Below are 17,319 nucleotides of genomic sequence, written 5' to 3'. Positions count from 1 at the left end.
ATTCAGTTTAAAGTATCTAGGGCTTGTTGTAATTTATATGCGAAAAACGCATCTTGAAAGCCTCACTGAAAACAATGAAGCAATGTTTCGCTAATCATCTTTTGCATTTGTTTGCATAGACATTTTATTTAGTAGATGACGTCAACTTTTTTATCATGCGATAGTTTGTAAACATTGTGCCACGCAGTTCTTTAGTTTGTTTTGCTTTCGTAATGTACCCGCGACGCTCAAAAAATGGTTTCGCAGTGATACTGACATCTGAAAAGAGTGTAACAATTCCTAAGGTAATTGCTTTATGTTCACGTGCTTCTAATAATGCTTTTCCGATTCCTTGATTTTGATAGTCTTTATGCACATACCCTCGATTGAGATGGCCATTTTCTTCTAAGTCTGCAAATCCAATGATTTTATTATTTTCTAGAGCAATAGCTACAAAGGTGTAGTTTTTAGTAAGAGATTTTTGCCACTCGAACACATTCGGATTTTTAGGTGCCCATGCGTCAAGTTGCTCTTGGGTATAATCGTTGCAGTTAATATTGTGGACTGTATCATAAAAGAGTTGGCAGATTTCTTGTGTGTCGTTTGCTTCAAAAGCTCTAATATAAAATTTTTTATCTAGTGTCCTAAAGGCAGGATAAAACTCTAGGGGTTTTGCATCAGCCCAGAGTTTGTTCATTTCACAGAGTATGTTCTCCGCCATTTGTTTTAAATGGGGTAATAAGTTGGTTTTGGATGCAACATGAATAAATGCTTGTAAACGTGATAAAGCTCTCGGCCTTACCCAATTTTCTTTGATATCCCATAATGAGTTTTGAGGAATAGGCCCTGAAGGACCTACTCTGTCTTTTTCCAGAGTCGAATTAAGAAAGTGGAGGGTTTGTTGCAATAACCAGAAACCACAGGCCTCAGTATAGGCTTTAGCATAAGCTAAATCATCAGATGCTGCGGGAATAGTTCGTTTGAGTTCTTCTCGATAAATCATTTCAAGAGGGGCTATGACCTCCTCGGGTATGGCTTTGGCACACCAACACGTAGGCATGCTCATTCTAAGATAAGTTCCATCCAATAGGGCATTGCGTACAAAGGCCCATTCAAAATCAATGAGTTGCAAATCACGTGTTTCTTCGTGGTCAAAAACATTATCCGGGCAAATATCCCCATGAGTTAAAACAGTAAATGGACCTGGCGTGAGTATCGACTCAATCAGTGCAGTGGACTCATTAATGCATGCAGTTGTTAAAGTCAGATTGAGTTTTTTATTAATTGTGTGCAATTTCTCGAGTAAATCTGTACGAGTGAACGCCAAGTCCTCTTGCAATGTTTCCGCATTCCCATGAATTTTATTTAGAATGGCTTCATACCGTTCTGTTTTAGAAAAACTTGCTGCATGGAAGCTCCCTAATGCGTGCATGAAGCGACCTAAAGCCCGAATCGCTTTATCGCGGTAGGGGAGTGTCAATGCATCAACCAAACTTATATGTGGTGCTCCTAAATCTTCGATGAGAATAAATCGATACTCTTTATCACCGCCATAAAAGCGCGGGACATTATGCATGCTTTGATGAATTTCGTTTGCAAACTCAAGACCAGCCCAATCGCGGGCAAATCGTACGTATGCCTCTTTATCATCGGCTTCTGATTCTTCGGGTAATGATTGTTTGAAAATAATGCTTTGGGGAATAGAGCTCAATGTACTTTGGAGCATAATTCGTAACACAACATTTCGGCGCTCTGGCTCGCTTAAAAACTGTAAAGAAGCAATTTCAACTTCTACTTTAAAAAGTTGTTGTAGTATTTGAGTAACCTTTTCCAGTATCACTGGATTGATTGTTTGTTGTGTACCCATATTATTTAAGCCTTAGCGTAACGTTTTCAGCAGGAGCAGATAATCTTTATCTTCACTATATTCGGTGTGTTGAAATCCGGCTTTTTCATAACAGTGAATTGCTTGGTAATTATTAATTGCGGGATCAACGACAACAGCACGAAACGTGTTAGGTAGATTCTCTGTAAAAATATCCAACATGTGTTTGCCTAATCCTTTACCGCGATTATCGCCTGCTGCAATAAAGAGATCCACTCCTGCCAATTCATTCGGTTGATACTTTTGAAATAAAGCATTCTTGGTATGTGAAATACCTTCAGGGAGATGATCTTTGAAACAATAGTATTGAATAAAGCCTATGGCTTGTTTATCCAAGTAAACAATAAAACTAGGAACATTATCTTGACCATAAATTCTTGGTAAGTACTTCTTCGTTACCATGTCAAGGGACCAAACCATACCTCGAGCATACCATCGATTAATGTTCGGCTCCTGAAACCAGTGGTAAAGAAGGTTGATATCCTGTTCATGTAATGGTTTAAAATTGAAGGAGCTTTGATGATTCATAGGGATATTACTTTTTAATAGTTTTTTTCTTCTTAGGCATGGGTACTTCGGATGCCGTAATTTGAAAGAGATGAGTCAACCATTCATTTTCATCCCATAATTCAGCTGAGATGAATAAATAGGGCTTTGCACCTGGATAGGGAATGCCTTCAATGTAGTTATTAATAAATGTTTTACCCGCATGAGTGGGTTTAACAAATAATTGATCATCACAAACTAAAGCAATGACTTTGTTGTCGCAATAAATGGCATACTCACCAAACATTTTTTTCGCATATACGATTCCTGCTGTTGCAGTTTGGTCAATGATAAAATCAACGGTACTTTGTTTGGAGGCCATGACTCATTCCTGTGCTTATCTCGTTTTACAATGATGCCAGATATTTGATGTTGCTACTACAAAATCTAAGCTTACTGGTAGTCAAAAAAATAGCCTGGGTGAAGGCTTATGGATAGAGACGGATTGAGGAAATCCTCCAAATGCAAATGGCTAAAGTTTAAGAGATAGGTATCCTTAGAATATTTATGTGGAGGTCCGGGACGGATCCCTGTATAAAAGAAACAGATTGGCGTTTATCACTACAATAAATGGTTGGCTTATTATTTGCGAGTGGGGTTTTTCTAAGAGCCTTATCAGATAGAATCGTTGTAAATAAGCTTTCGTGGTTCAGCTGCTTTATACAGTAGCAAGTAGGTTGGGTATTTTGACCCAACCATCGATGGTGAGTTTGGATTTGAGGTCGCGGCTACTACTTAACTAGCTCAGTGACTCGCGTTCATTGATGTTAAAGCAGTTTTTTCCAGTTCGGCTCTTTCTGTTTCTAAAGTTGCGAGCTCCTTGACTAAGCCATCACGTTTGAGTTTTTTAGCCCAAATTAGGTGATGCGTTTTATCAGAAATATCAACAACTTCTTTTTCAATAGCACGAATTTGTTTCACAGTAAGGTTCTCTGGACGACGGTAGAATGCATAAAGTTGCATACAGATCTTCTCAATTTTCTCCACCTCACTTAGGTTTTCACTACCAGGCTTGGTGTGGAAATCAATGACACAACACTCGGTGACGCGTACGTTGTTCATATGAAGAAAAGATCCTAATGCACGATAAATAGAGTTGTTACGAATAAATACAGGAATGAGCGGGTTATCCACACTCCAGAAACCATCTAGTCGAAGAACACGAATAGCTGCATTATTCTTCACTGCAAGCTTGGCTGCTCCGTCATAGACTCTGTGTGGCTCTTGGCCTATTTTTGCAAGATTACCTTGAGGGAAGAGTGCTAAGCAGCCTTTTTCTCTAAGTATTTGCCCAGCTTTTTCTAGTGCTTCGGCATTAGCCGATCGCCCATCACTACTTTTACTTGCTTTAGATTTTATTGTTATCGCTTGAAACATATCCAGAAAAGTACGGACTCCGGGTATCTTATCATAGTCATCTGTGGCAAAAACATGAGGTGGTATGCCTTCCATTTTTGAGGCAACAACAGCTCCGTCCACTAGACCAGTTCGATGTGGTCCTACTGCAATGATTTGACCTTCATAGTCGGTAATCTTTATATCGTCGCTTTTGGTATGCAACAAGTCCGTCGTAGTCTTTATTAAACCGGATATTATACGAGCAGAGCGGCTTTCATAGTTAAGGCGATTACGAGACTCAAAGTATCTTGCAAGTAAATACGTGAGTGTAGCGAGCGCAAAAAGTAGGTACAAAAGATTATAAGCACTCGATGAAGTGTCATTATCATTATGTAGATCTAAATGAGAACCAAGTCCAGGCATGTTTATTACTCCTTTAATAACTATATATCAGCCAGAAGATTGCATTTTAAGTAGGTTGAGTTATTTTGACCCAACATTTTATCTTATATATCTTGTTGCAGAGTTTCAACAGTTACAGAGTTGGTGTTAGGCGCTTTTTCTTTAAAGGTGTTTCCCAAGATTGGGAAGATGCATGTTTTCGGGATAAATTTGATTTTGATGGTGGCTATGGGTGGACTCGAACCACCGACCTCAGCATTATGAGTGCCGCGCTCTAACCGGCTGAGCTACATAGCCACAAGAGGCGTGATTTTGTCGTTTTAATGGAAAGTTGTCAAGTCTGTTAATCTATTTTTTTTGATTTTTTTCTGATTATAAGTAAAGTGGGCTTTTATCGTGCTTTTTTATAAATTTTTTATACAACCCATTAAGACAAAAGGGCTAGCCCAAGTGTTGTGCCTGGGGCGGGATTGTAGGCGTTAGGTAATTCGTTGACAAAACTAAATAACCGTAGGCTGGACTGCTAAGCCCTGCATTAACAACACCAATATCTTTCTTAAGAACAATGGATAAGTATTTGTTAATTGGTCTACAGAGATGGATTTTGTGAATAGACATTTTGGAGAATTAATTCAGCGCGTGCTGGGCTTAACAGCCCAGCCTACACTTGCTGACGTAGCCGGATTATGTTGCGTTAATCCGGGGCTACAAAGTACTTAAAATTAGATAATCAATAAGTACATAGCGCCTGGTCCACGTAATATTTGAACCAACAATTCTTGTTTTTTCTGTTGCGCAACTTGTTGTAGCGATTTAACGTCTTTAACTGGAGTTTTATTAGCAGAGATAATAATGTCCCCAGGTCTTAAACCTGCACGCCATCCTGCACTTGTTTCTGAAGCGCCGACGACTTGTACGCCGATCACATTACCGTGAGGAGGGGTTTCTTGTTCAAAGCTTTTTAATGCCAGTCCGTAAAGGAAAGGATTTTCTGATTGAAGCTTTTGTTCATGAGATTTAATGTCGGTTACGACCGCATCCAAGGTGATTGTCTTGCCATCACGTTGTACCATCATTTTAACATTGGAGCCGACGCGTAAGAGACTAATGGTTGTTTTGACCTGAGTCGCTTGCGTGATTTTTGTATTGTTAATTTGGGTAATGATATCGCCCGCTTTTAAACCAGCACGTTCAGCAGGCGAGTTTGGATTAACCTGTGATACCAACGCACCTTGAAAATCTTCAGCATATCCTAATGAATGGGCAAGTTCTGGCGTGAGATGTTGAACAAATATACCCATTAAGCCACGATGAATTGAGCCAAATTTAATTATTTGTTGGGCAACATCTTTTGCCATGTTGATGGGTATGGCAAAACCAATTCCCACGTTACCGCCATAAGGAGAAAGAATTGCAGTATTAATTCCGATCAACTCCCCTTTTGTATTAACCAGCGCACCACCAGAATTACCTGGGTTAATTGCTGCGTCAGTTTGAATAAAGTTTTCTACGCCTTCAATATTTAAATCACTGCGTTTTAATGCGCTGACAATACCAAATGTTGCAGACTGGCTGTTGCCAAAACTGTTTAAACCGAAAGGATTACCAATAGCCACTACAAAATCACCAACTTGCAGTTGATCCGAATCACCTATAGGCAGGGATTTTAAATTGGTAGCAGTAATTTTTAATATGGCTAAATCAGTTTCACTATCACTACCGATCAGTTTTGCTTTTAAACGTCGACCATCTTGTAACGTAATGGTAACAAGATTCGCATTACGAATTACGTGATCATTAGTTATGATGATCCCGTTTTGCGCATCAACAATGACACCAGAGCCTATGCTTTCAAATTTACGTCCTTTTTCAGAATTTGGTCCTTGCTTTTTGTTGTTTTGAGCTTCACTAGGAGGTAAATAGCCTTGTACTGCAACATTGACAATCGCAGGCATAATGTTTTTTAGAGCCGGAGCCAAACTGGGCATAGGCGTAGGGGAAGGGGCTGCTGCTTCGTTTGCCGCATAAGTTGATGAGGCTGTTACAAGAAGCAGGGTACTTATAATGAATTTGATATGTTTTATCATAATTATTAGTCCTGAGGTTGATCATTAAACCAGATTAAGGTAGCTATTCTACCTGTTTGTGATGTTCTTCGATAGGAATACAACTCATTTTTTAACTCAAAAGTACATAATCCAGACTGATATACAGCTTTAATGCCTCTTTTAGTTAAAACAATTTCAGCGATAAGGGGTAAATTAGCCAACCATTTTCCATTTACAGGTTTGAATGCTTGTTTACTTAAAGGATAAGTATCGGTAAACGTTTGGTATACCTCTTCGCCAACTTCATAACATTTTTGACAAATTGATGGGCCTATCCAGGCTATTATATCAGATGTCAGACTGTTCATTTTATCAAGGGTATGTTCAATAATTCCATGAGCTAATCCTTTCCAGCCAGCATGAACCGCTGCAATTTCAGTGCCTTGTACATTAGAAAGCATGATGGGCAGGCAGTCGGCAGTAAGAATAACTAAAGGGTGATTCATAGAGCGGGATATGGAAGCATCCGCATTTCGATTCGGATCCTCTTCGGCAATAACACAATGAGTACCATGTGTTTGATGTAACCATTGGGGCTCGCCGGGCAGGTGCAACACCTCTATAAGCTGCTGTCGGTTTTGCAACACGTGCTGATCGTTATCACCCACATTCAAACCCATATTATTGCTGTCATAAGGTGCTTGGCTATACCCTGATAGACGAGTTGTGCTCAAGGCGGTGATATTTTTTGGCGCAGGCCAATTTGCTAGGTTATTCTTCATAATGCTCGTCCAATGTGTTAAGAAGAAGTTGAAAGTCATCAGGTATTGGCGCTGTAAACGTCAACTCATTTTCTGTTTGTGGATGATAAAATGAGAGTGTACGTGCATGCAGTGCCTGTCTTTTAAAATCTTGGATTAGAGTGCGTAACTGCTCCGTCGCATGAGCTGGAACACGCATCCGACCACCATAAAGCGAGTCTCCAACAACAGGATGATTGATATAAGACAAATGAACTCTAATTTGATGAGTGCGTCCAGTCATCAGCTGGACATCCAGTAAAGTAAAATCTTGATATTGTTTTTTTACTGCATAATGAGTTACTGCTTGTCTACCGTGCTCTTGCACGGCCATTTTTAACCGATTTCGTGGGTGTCGACCAAAACCAGTATCAATCGTACCACCTGAAATAATATGCCCTTGTACCAAAGTAATATAATGACGTTGAATATCGCGTGCCTGCATTTGGCGTATTAAAGCAGTATGTGCCGGTAATGTTTTTGCCACGACTAAAAGACCGGTTGTATCTTTATCTAAGCGATGAATAATGCCTGCTCTAGGTAAATGGTGTAAGGAAGGGGCATGGTGTAACAAAGCATTTACTAAAGTATGCTCTCTATTTCCCGCGCCTGGATGAACGACCATGTTTGCAGGTTTGTTGAGTACTAAAATGTCGTCATCTTCATAAACAATACTTAAAGGAATTTGTTCAGGGGCACAATGATTAAAATCATTATCCATTAACGTGAAATTAACATTGACCTCAATGTAATCCCCGTCCAACGCCTTGTCTTTAGGCTTACATGGTTTCTGATTGAGTGTTATTGTACCGCTTTTAATCCAATTGCTAATTTGTGAACGCGAATAATCAGGGAGTAGGTGGGCGAGTACACTGTCAATACGTTGATTATGGTACTCGCGTGGAACCGTTAATTGTTTGTGAATATGCTCTATCATTAAATTGTTTCAATCTCAACTTCGCTGAGACGCCCTCGTAATGAATTAGGTAAGGCATCATTGATTTGCACATTGACGAATTGACCTATTAAATGAGCTGGGCCATCAAAATTCACAACTCGATTGCATTCAGTGCGCCCGGACAGTTGTTGGGAGTCTTTTTTAGAATGGCCAGTAACTAATATTTTTTGTGTACTGCCAACCATCGATTGGCTATAACGAGAAGCGTTTAGTACTAGTCTATTTTGTAATATCTGCAGCCGTTGTTTTTTCACTTCCAATGGGGTGTCATCAGGCAAATTCGCTGCTGGTGTACCCGGTCTTGGACTATAAATAAAACTAAAAGAGGTATCGAAACCAATTTCATGAACCAAATCCATAGTGTCTTGAAAATCTTTATCTGTTTCTCCAGGGAAACCAACGATAATGTCTGTAGATAAACGAATATCAGGGCGTACTTTACGTAATTTTCTAATCTTGGATTTGAATTCCAACGCTGTATAGCCTCGTTTCATCAAACCTAAAATGCGGTCAGAACCGCTTTGTACCGGCAGATGTAAATGATTTGCCAATTCCGGTACTTCTGCATAAGCGTTAATTAAATTATCTGAGAATGCCAAAGGATGTGAGGTTGTAAAACGAATTCTATCTATACCTTCTATAGCAGCAAGATAATGAATTAAAAGTGCCAGGTCAGCGATATCACCATGTTCCATCACGCCTCGGTAATCATTAACATTTTGTCCTAATAAATTGATTTCTCTAACACCTTGTGTGGCCAATTGATAACACTCAGCAAGTACATCATCAAAAGGGCGACTAATTTCAGTACCACGGGTATAAGGGACAACACAGAAACTGCAGTATTTACTACAACCTTCCATAATCGAGACAAATGCAGTTGGACCTTCGGCTCTTGGTGGCGGTAAATGGTCAAATTTTTCAATTTCAGGGAAGCTGATATCAACCACGGGTTTTTTCTTTTCTGCACGCTCATTGAGCAATGCTGGAAGTCTGTGTAGGGTTTGAGGGCCAAAAACGATATCGACAAATGGGGCTCTTTTAATGATTGCCTCACCTTCTTGGCTTGCAACGCAGCCACCGACACCAATAACCACATGTGGGTTTTTTGCTTTATATTCACGCCATTGTCCCAATTGGGAAAAAACTTTTTCTTGTGCTTTTTCACGAATAGAGCATGTATTAAGCAATATTACATCTGCCTCTTCTAGATGCTCCGTTTTGACTAAGCCATGTGATTGCTGCAAAACTTCTGCCATTTTAGTTGAATCGTATTCATTCATTTGGCAGCCGTTGGTCTTGATGTATAGTTTTTTAGCCATATCAAATCTACTTTAAAAAATGTATTTGAGTGCATGCATAATCTGCGACAGGAAAACCTGAGTTTCGCTTTGCTGCACCCAGGTTATTATACCCCAGGAAGTCACGTATTATTCCATTAATGTACACTTTGGCAATAAGTTTCTTTAATTTTTGGTAAAATAATTAGCGCAATAAGCATTCCTATAGGAAGAATAGCAAGTCCGGTATAGTACGCTTCTAATGGATATATTCGAACATTTCCATTCAGTTCTCCTTGCCACATCCTATCCAGGACGAAACCAATAAGTGGCTGTGCTAATGCAATGCCTATCATATTCATCATGTTCATAAAGCTTAAACCGGTAGCGACATATTTTTTATTGCATAATTCTTTGGCTACAGTAAATGCAGGTAAAAAACCTGCGGAAAATATACCAAATGCAAACAACAAAATTTCCATATATATTGCATTATTAATTGGGGCAAAAATAAAAATCGTAGAGCAGATAAGCGCACCAATGCATCCAATGTACATAGGTGGTTTGCGTAAGCCAATACGATTCGAAAATATTCCCCATAATGGACTAGCAATTGCCCAGCCGATGAAAACTAAGGAAATATAGTTTGCTGCAGTTGTTTTGGTGATCATCATTTTAGTCATTAGGAAAGGAACACCCCACAGCCCACAGAAAACAGGAGTGGCCATATACATTAACCCCCCATAGCAAGCAACCAACCAAAGTTGCTTATTTTTTATTAGCGTTAATAAACTGGGGATTAGGTGTTCTTCTTCGATAGGATGTTGATGGGCAATTTCATGATTCTTAGGAGTATCTTTAGCAATGATGCTAATTAAAACAGCAAGAACAAGACCAATAGTCCCCATAATGAGCATGCTATGGCGCCAGCCAAAACTATCAACTAATAATGCTAACGGTGCTTCACCACCAATTGCTCCTAACATTCCTATGGTAACCATAAGACCCGTCAGCAGAGCAAAACGTTGAGCAGGGAACCAATTTGCAGCGAGTTTCATCGTACCTACAGCTGCAAAGGCTGAACCAAAACCTATCATCAAGCGTGCGACACACGCCATAAAAAAGTTATTGGTCATTCCAAAGGCGATAGTGCTTATTGCACAAACAATAGTCGCTAGTGTTAACAATCGTTGTGGACCAAAATAGTCCATTAATACGCCACCAGGTAATTGCATCGCTGCATAAGAATAAAAATAGACACCAGATAGAATTCCTAATGTTTGACTGGTAACTGAGAAATCTCTCATTAATTCGTTACTCATAACACTAGGGGATACTTGTAAAAGACATTCATAAAAGTAAAATAAACAACCCAAGCCCCATACCATCCAAGGCATTATCGACTGCATCCCAAAGCTAACTGCTGATTCGGATCGTGTATTGTAATGTGCCATGCTTTTATCATTCTCCAAATTCATCTACATGGATTGATTTTGTATTACTACTTTGGCATAAAATAAGCGCTTAGCATTATTTTGACCAATTATTCTGAAACATTCTTCAATCGAAAAAGATGTCCAGATGTAGCCTACTCAACCCGCACTTTTTTGTAAGAGCTCAAGCCCTATTCATTGAGTAGCTGTAATTTGGCGCAATCTGCGCTCAAATCCAACTGTTTCCCGAGATTCAAGCAAACGGTTACTTTTTTCTGACCATAGCGTACTCTATGCAGTTTTTTAAATCACGAAGTCAACGGGCAACGTTATCATACAAATATATAAATTTCACCATGTAAAATATTAACAGTTTGTCTATAATTTGTCTATTGCTCGTTTGGGTCATCAGTAGGATCAATGATAACACGAGTACCTTTCATGCCATCACCGGGTAGATCAACAAACTCTTCATTTAGCCAACGTGCGTCTTCAATGAACATTCTAATGCAACCATGACTTGCTCTAAAACCTGGCACATCATAACTTCCATGTAATGCATAACCTCTAAAGAAATGCATGCAATAGGGCATTAGCGCACCTCCATCATTGCCATCAGCTCTTCTCGGGAATACCGTAGATACGCAATCTATATCTTGTTTACGCACAATACGAAATGAACCTGTAGGTGTACCACAACCACCTATGACCCCTGGACACTTTCCTATCCCCGAAGAAATTGGCCCCCACCAAAGTAATTCTCCATCTTGATCATAGGCAGCCCAAGCCAATTTTTTTTGGCTTACATAAATTGTTTTCTCTCCTTCAGAGTCAATATACCGTGGAAAGGGAGAAACGTCATAGATAGTTAAGCGATCGATATTTTTAGGTACAGCAATCGTCATTCCGGAGCGCAATGAAATATTCATGCGATTAATTCGTCGAACCATATCTCGTTCTTCAGTATTAGGAAATAGTTTTTCCCAGCTTTCACCATTTTTAACTTTCATACAAAAATAATCAGGTGAATTACATAAAGTTTCACCATATCGCGTATAGGAAAAAGCGAATTGGCTGGCCGTTAGTAAAGCAATTGAGACGGTCATTGATATCATAATTTTCATAACATGATCTCAATTTGAGTCGTTGTACTCTCTATAGCGACACTTTTAAAAATAACTTTAAATTTGATGAGCTCTATTTTTATGCTAGTTCTTGATAATGCGAGTTGGAATGAAAACCAGCATTTCGATGTTAATTAATGTTAAGTAAAAAAGGATATTGAGTAAAAAGCTAGCATTTATAGGGAGAAATAATAAGGATAATCCTTAGTGAAAAAATGAGAAAACAACGATAAGATTAAAAAAATTCAGGAGAAACTCATCTGGTGTTAGCTGCCTTTAGATAAAAAACACAAACCCTTGTAAATTGGGGGCAATGAGTTGAAGCATTTGGCCTAACAACTCAAGGATCTGTGTTTTTTAATTAATTGTTAACCCAGAAACGGCATAATTGCAAAATGTCTCATAATTTCTTCTGCTCTGATTCCATATAGACCTGTAGCACCTGGAATACCTACAGTAGTTAGAGCACCATTAGCTGTGTCAAAAACTGGAGCTGCTGCTGCACCTACACCCCATGCTGTAGCAGATGCTGTAACAGCTGAAGCTGGAGTTCCAGCTCCAGTAACAAGAAGTGCTATGTTAGCATAAGCTGTAGTAGGAGGAGTGAAGGATACTGCTGTTGCTGTAGTTGCAGGAACTGTTGTGGTAGTCACACTGTCATAAACTACAGTTGAAACAGTACCGATTGATGTTTTAAGAGGTGTTACTGCTACTGAAGTAATACCAGTACAAGAAGTTGAACTATGGGTATTTGAAGCAGACCATTTGACAGTTACTGTACCATAATAAGCAACTGTTGCAGTAGTTGAGCATGGTCCTGTACTGTCTGATACTACTACAGAAATACTCGAAGCTGTACTTCCTGGGTAGCCTGAAGAGGAGTCGGCATTCCCGAGACCATTAATTATGACGAGTTGTCCACTTGTAACACCAGCTGCAAAAACAGAGCTTGATGCGAATAAGGCAACTACAAGGGTGGATTTTAAAAAGGTTTGTTTTAATTGTTCCATTTAAATAGTCTTCCTTTGATTGATGTTTAAACAACAAAACGTGGAATATACAGCAACCACTCGTGGTAAAGTCTAGCATAAAATTGCAAATCTGCAGTAATTTTTAAAATAAAGTTTTGTAGTTATTTCAGTGAGTTGACCCTATTGATTTAAATGATGGTAGGCTTATGTTGACTCAATGCCAATAATGACGGTTAAGGGATACTAGGTGTGTTTTTGTAGCCTGGGTGCAGTGCAGCGGAACCCTGGAATGATGTAATACGGCTCCCGGGTTCCGCTGCGCTGCACCCAGGTACAATGCTTATTAAGTTTCAGTATCTATAATTAAGAGAGCGATGAGTCAGACTCTAGATTATCGGGGCTTATTCTTTGCCATGCCTCATGCAACTGTGCAAGCAATGAATTAGATTGTGTCAGCAGTTCTTTGTCATTATTAAGGTTGGCTTTTAACAACAAAAACTCAATATGTCCGTATAATTGGAGTAAATTTTCCGCTATTTCCCCACCTTGTTCACGGTTTAGGCTGGTTTTTAAACCTTCAATAATACTTAATGCTTTACTAATATGCTCTCCTTTTTCTTGAATTTCATTGCGATCAATATTGCCTTGAGCTGTAGCAATATGAGTTCGTGCACCTTGCAGCAATAAATTAATTAATTCATGTGGAGAGGCTGTATCAATACGAGTCTGTAGTTCAATGGTTTTATATTGATTTATAACTTGTTGATAGGGTTTTTTCATTAATGATGCTCCAATTATTTGGTTTTCAATTTGGGTAGGTTCGACAAGATTTGAGTCAGTGTATTGCTGGTGTTTTGCATCTGTGAAATTAAGAGATCCACAGCATTCCATTGCTTATAGTATCTTTTTTCTAGAGTAATGCTGCGTTCGTTAATGCGTATTTGCATTTCATCTAATTGTTTTGCTTGATCGTTTAAACGGTCTATTCGTTCTTCAATTTCGCCATCATCATCCACCAAGGAGTCTAAATAGCCATCGATCAATGAGGCTAAACCATCGCTAACGATAATTTGGCCTCGATTTCCCACTAATCCTGAAAGCACGTCGATCGATAATGTACTGAAATCGCCTGTACCATTTAGAGTAACTCCATCTGGGGAGTTGGCTAAAATGCCACCTATAGTCCCTGACATACTTACCCCAGGAGTATATTCGCTCAATATAACATCATATGAACCTGCAGCGACCTCAGTGTCTAAAGAGTTGAGTTTAATATTGGGATCAGTCGCTGTAATTTGTTTTGCAAATAAGTTACCTATAGCTTGATAATTATTATCAATGGCCTCATTCAACATATCCGGGTCAATTTGTAATAAACCATGTTTATCGGAGGTAATACCTAAGTCAGCGAGACTTTGGATTGGTCCAACAGAAGTTAATGGGCTGGTGGCCAAGTTATATAAGTTGGTTTTTAACTCTCTAAGCTTACTGTCACCTTGTAACACGCCTTTTTTTCTGGTCTGCATATCGAAACCAGTTAAGTTGGTGATGAATTTCATAAAATCATTATATTTTTTGACGAAATCATTAATTAAGCCTTTGGCATGCTCTACATCTTTTTTTACAGTCAAAGTTACTGTTGTTGCTGGATCAGCTTGTTGTAGATCAAGAGTGATTCCTGATATCGCTCCTTCAATTTGATTGCTGTTTTCATTTAGAACTAATCCATTAATTTTTACTAGGCTGTTTTGCGCGGCCATGGTTTGAGTTAACTGAGTATTGCTTGTTGTTGGGTCATAATTTAAAGCAGTCAAGCTGCCTGTAATTTGCATCGCATAATTCTCACCTGTTTCTGATGAGGTTAGGGTTAATCTTGAGCCAAGGCTATCTTGCACAATCGATGCCGTAACACCTGCGTTCGCAGCGTTAATTGCATCGCAAACCGCAGTGAGACTGTCATTTCCTGAAGCTATATTAATTGTTACAGGAGGAACTGTTGTATTTTGCGTGAACGTTGTATTGCTGTTGCTGTATGTGCCAAAGTTAATGGTGATACTGCCACTACCCACAGCAGTAGTGCTGTTGGCGAAATAAGCACTGGCAAGGCTTTGTGCTTGAGCTAATTGTTGAACTTGTATTTGATATAAACCATCAACTGCAACCCCTGTTCCTGTAACTGATGCAGCAACATATCCGGTTTCATTGATTGTACAATTCATTTGATTAAATTCACTAGCAAAAGATAGGGAGTTAAGACTCGTTTGAAAGGTTGATATGGCACTTTTTAATTGCCCAAATGCAGACAATTCAGTAGCGACTGAATTAAGTTTTTTATCATGTTTTAGCTGAATTGACATGAGATCTGCTTTCACCATCCCTTCAACCATTGCTTTAATGTCTAAACCTGATCCAATACCTGGCGTTGATAGACCCATAGCATTCCCTTTTCTGTTTTAATAATTTCCTCTGAAATTACATTTTATCCATAAATTGCATCAAACATGTTTATCTATAGAACCACTAATTATCCCATCAAGCAAGTGTAGTAAATGCAAATATTCGTCTGAGGGTATTTTGCGAATTATCTTTGCCGAGATTTTGTCAGTGACAATAGTTTGCAGAAGACCAGTGGCATTATCTATGGCTTGTTTCGAATCAATATCCAAATTAAGATCCGATGTGGCGCATTTGGTCACAGGCTTAATGTTTTTGTCCTTTAATTTGGCTGAATCTGTCTGTAGCAATTTATTATTTGCTGGAGGAATCGATTCCATAGTCATTTTTTACTCCTTTCCCTTGATTTGTATCTTTAATCATTGGGATACAAATAAGCCGAAAGCGGCAAATGCCGCATTTCGGTTTTTTACTTCTTTTGTTACAACTATCCTAACAAGGAAAGAACAGATTGTGGCATTGAATTTGCTTGCGCCAACATTGCTGTTCCAGCTTGTTGCAGGATTTGGTTTTTAGTTAAACTAGCCATTTCTGCTGCATAATCGGTATCTTGAATACGGCTACGCGCAGCAGACATATTATCAGATACGTTTTGCAGATTATTTACTGTTGCATCAAGTCGGTTTTGCATCGCACCTAATGATGAACGGTTAGTCGTAATACTGTCCAAAGCAGCACCAATTCTCAATATGGCTTTTTCTGCACCAGCTTGAGTAGTGATATCAATTATATTAACCCCACTAGTGTCCACGCTCACACTAGATAAGCCAATATCTGTTGCTGTTCCGCCGACAGTAATGGCTTCTGCCGCACTCATAGTGATATTTCCACGTAAAGTTGTAGCAAATGCACCGCCAGTAACACTTAGTCCGTTTGTACCAGCTGTAAATCCAGTACCAGTTTCTGTTACGTCAATATTTCTTCCATCTGCTGCAGTTAAGGTCATACTACCGCCATTAAGTGTGGCTACCACACCAGTTTGTTGGCTTGAAGCATTAATTGCGTCTAAAAGCGAGTTGTTGCTTAATGCAGTAGACACGTCTTGGTTAATAAATATGTTAACTCCATTAATACTCAGGTTATAAGTATCGCCGGCTGCACCACCAATAGCCCCGACGGTTGCGCTGCCACTTGTTGAAGCAGTTACAGTTAGACCAGAAATACCTGCCGCGTTAAGTGCTGCTGCTTTAGCAAAAGCTGAAGTGCTGTCCTGGCTAGCTGCTGCACCGATATAGTTTGCAGAAGATCCAATGCTGACTGCTGCACTAGAGCCAAGAGCAATCGTAATATCACTTGCAGCATTACCGCTTACTGTAGTTCCTGTTTGGTAAGCAATATGACCTATATCAGCAGATGCAACACTGTTGATAGAAAATGTAATGGTCTCACCAGAGTTAGCACCGATTTGCAGTGAAGCATTGGTGTATGATCCGTTCAATATTGTTTGACCGTTGAATTGAGTATTGTGGGCAATATCGTCCATTTCACTCAAAAGGTTGTTCACTTCATTTTGTAACGCGTCACGGTTTGCTTGGCTGTAGGTTCCGTTTGCAGATTGAAGTGCTAATTCTCTCATGCGTTGTAAGAGGTCAGTTGACTCTTGCATTGCACCTTCAGCTACCTGTGCCAATGAAATACCGTCATTTGCGTTTTTCACTGCTTGGTCCATACCGCGAATCTGTGATGTCATATTTGTTGCAATTGCAAGACCTGCCGCATCATCTTTCGCACTATTAATTTTTAGACCAGATGATAATCTTTGTATCGCAGTAGCCATCGCGTCACTGGATTTAGATAAGTTACGCTGTGCAAGTAACGACGGTACGTTGGTATTAATAATTTGAGCCATAATTATAGTCTCCTCAGACCTGAATCCCTGGTTTGGGACATTTGTAATTGGCAAATTCCTTTTTACGCGTGAATTTACCGTACGCAAAAATGTTATCGGACAGAATGCGGAAAACTTTAGGCTTATCACTATTTTTTTTCAAAAATAGGGGAAATTTATTTATTAGAATTAATGAGTTGTATTTTTGTGCAATTTGGTATTTGGATGTCATATTCTGTATGAGTTTACTAATGATTTAGCTAAAAATATGGG

At 39.2% G+C, this 17,319-nt stretch carries 15 protein-coding genes and 1 tRNA gene; all 16 read right to left on the bottom strand.

Annotation, left to right across the window (positions count from 1 at the left end; all coding sequences use genetic code 11):
• Nucleotides 1–124: 124 nt before the first annotated feature.
• The 16 genes from BGO44_RS01745 to BGO44_RS01670 all read right to left on the bottom strand — a co-directional run bounded on the left by BGO44_RS01745 (nt 125) and on the right by BGO44_RS01670 (nt 17,067).
• Nucleotides 125–1,846, bottom strand: a complete 1,722-nt coding sequence (locus BGO44_RS01745; protein ID WP_273199148.1) for a GNAT family N-acetyltransferase — start codon at nt 1,844–1,846, stop codon at nt 125–127.
• A 12-nt stretch (nt 1,847–1,858) separates the two neighbouring features.
• Nucleotides 1,859–2,392, bottom strand: coding sequence for a GNAT family N-acetyltransferase (locus BGO44_RS01740; RefSeq protein ID WP_273199151.1), 534 nt, complete (start codon nt 2,390–2,392; stop codon nt 1,859–1,861).
• 7 nt (nt 2,393–2,399) lie between these two features.
• Nucleotides 2,400–2,732, bottom strand: a complete 333-nt coding sequence (locus BGO44_RS01735) for a TfoX/Sxy family protein (RefSeq protein WP_058512390.1) — start codon at nt 2,730–2,732, stop codon at nt 2,400–2,402.
• Between the two features lie 422 nt (nt 2,733–3,154).
• Nucleotides 3,155–4,171, bottom strand: coding sequence for a lysophospholipid acyltransferase family protein (locus BGO44_RS01730; protein WP_058512391.1), 1,017 nt, complete (start codon nt 4,169–4,171; stop codon nt 3,155–3,157).
• Between the two features lie 199 nt (nt 4,172–4,370).
• A tRNA-Met gene (locus tag BGO44_RS01725) sits at nt 4,371–4,447 on the bottom strand.
• A 425-nt stretch (nt 4,448–4,872) separates the two neighbouring features.
• Nucleotides 4,873–6,237, bottom strand: coding sequence for a Do family serine endopeptidase (locus BGO44_RS01720; RefSeq protein WP_058512392.1), 1,365 nt, complete (start codon nt 6,235–6,237; stop codon nt 4,873–4,875).
• 5 nt (nt 6,238–6,242) lie between these two features.
• A complete protein-coding gene (pgeF, locus tag BGO44_RS01715) occupies nt 6,243–6,980 on the bottom strand; it encodes a peptidoglycan editing factor PgeF (RefSeq protein WP_058512393.1) in 738 nt (245 codons plus the stop codon).
• The gene (rluD, locus tag BGO44_RS01710) at nt 6,970–7,935 is read right to left on the bottom strand and encodes a 23S rRNA pseudouridine(1911/1915/1917) synthase RluD (RefSeq protein ID WP_273199155.1); all 966 of its coding nucleotides are present in this window, start codon (nt 7,933–7,935) and stop codon (nt 6,970–6,972) included. Before rluD ends, pgeF begins: the two co-directional genes overlap by 11 nt.
• Nucleotides 7,935–9,278, bottom strand: a complete 1,344-nt coding sequence (gene miaB, locus BGO44_RS01705; protein ID WP_058512395.1) for a tRNA (N6-isopentenyl adenosine(37)-C2)-methylthiotransferase MiaB — start codon at nt 9,276–9,278, stop codon at nt 7,935–7,937. Before miaB ends, rluD begins: the two co-directional genes overlap by 1 nt.
• Before the next feature lie 116 nt (nt 9,279–9,394).
• The gene (locus tag BGO44_RS01700) at nt 9,395–10,690 is read right to left on the bottom strand and encodes an MFS transporter (RefSeq protein ID WP_058512396.1); all 1,296 of its coding nucleotides are present in this window, start codon (nt 10,688–10,690) and stop codon (nt 9,395–9,397) included.
• Between the two features lie 368 nt (nt 10,691–11,058).
• Nucleotides 11,059–11,793 carry a L,D-transpeptidase gene (locus BGO44_RS01695; protein WP_058512397.1) on the bottom strand — a complete coding sequence of 245 codons (735 nt, stop codon included), beginning with the start codon at nt 11,791–11,793 and terminating at the stop codon, nt 11,059–11,061.
• 368 nt (nt 11,794–12,161) lie between these two features.
• The gene (locus tag BGO44_RS01690) at nt 12,162–12,803 is read right to left on the bottom strand and encodes a hypothetical protein (RefSeq protein WP_058512398.1); all 642 of its coding nucleotides are present in this window, start codon (nt 12,801–12,803) and stop codon (nt 12,162–12,164) included.
• A 324-nt stretch (nt 12,804–13,127) separates the two neighbouring features.
• Nucleotides 13,128–13,544: a flagellar export chaperone FliS gene (fliS, locus tag BGO44_RS01685; RefSeq protein WP_058512399.1), complete on the bottom strand. Its 417-nt coding sequence runs from the start codon at nt 13,542–13,544 to the stop codon at nt 13,128–13,130.
• A gap of 14 nt (nt 13,545–13,558) precedes the next feature.
• Complete coding sequence (fliD, locus tag BGO44_RS01680; protein WP_058512400.1) at nt 13,559–15,199, bottom strand: flagellar filament capping protein FliD; 1,641 nt, start codon at nt 15,197–15,199, stop codon at nt 13,559–13,561.
• Nucleotides 15,200–15,259: 60 nt separating this feature from the next.
• Entirely contained in the window at nt 15,260–15,544 is a 285-nt protein-coding gene (locus BGO44_RS01675; RefSeq protein ID WP_058512401.1) for a hypothetical protein, read from the bottom strand.
• A 101-nt stretch (nt 15,545–15,645) separates the two neighbouring features.
• Nucleotides 15,646–17,067 (bottom strand): flagellin N-terminal helical domain-containing protein, encoded by a 1,422-nt coding sequence (locus BGO44_RS01670; protein WP_058512402.1) that lies wholly within the window; start codon nt 17,065–17,067, stop codon nt 15,646–15,648.
• Nucleotides 17,068–17,319 lie beyond the last annotated feature (252 nt).

The organism is Legionella sp. 39-23, from assembly GCF_001897665.1.
Classification (GTDB): domain Bacteria; phylum Pseudomonadota; class Gammaproteobacteria; order Legionellales; family Legionellaceae; genus Legionella; species Legionella steelei.
Note: the sequence above shows the minus strand (reverse complement) of the source record. Positions and strands in the feature narration are given on the sequence as shown.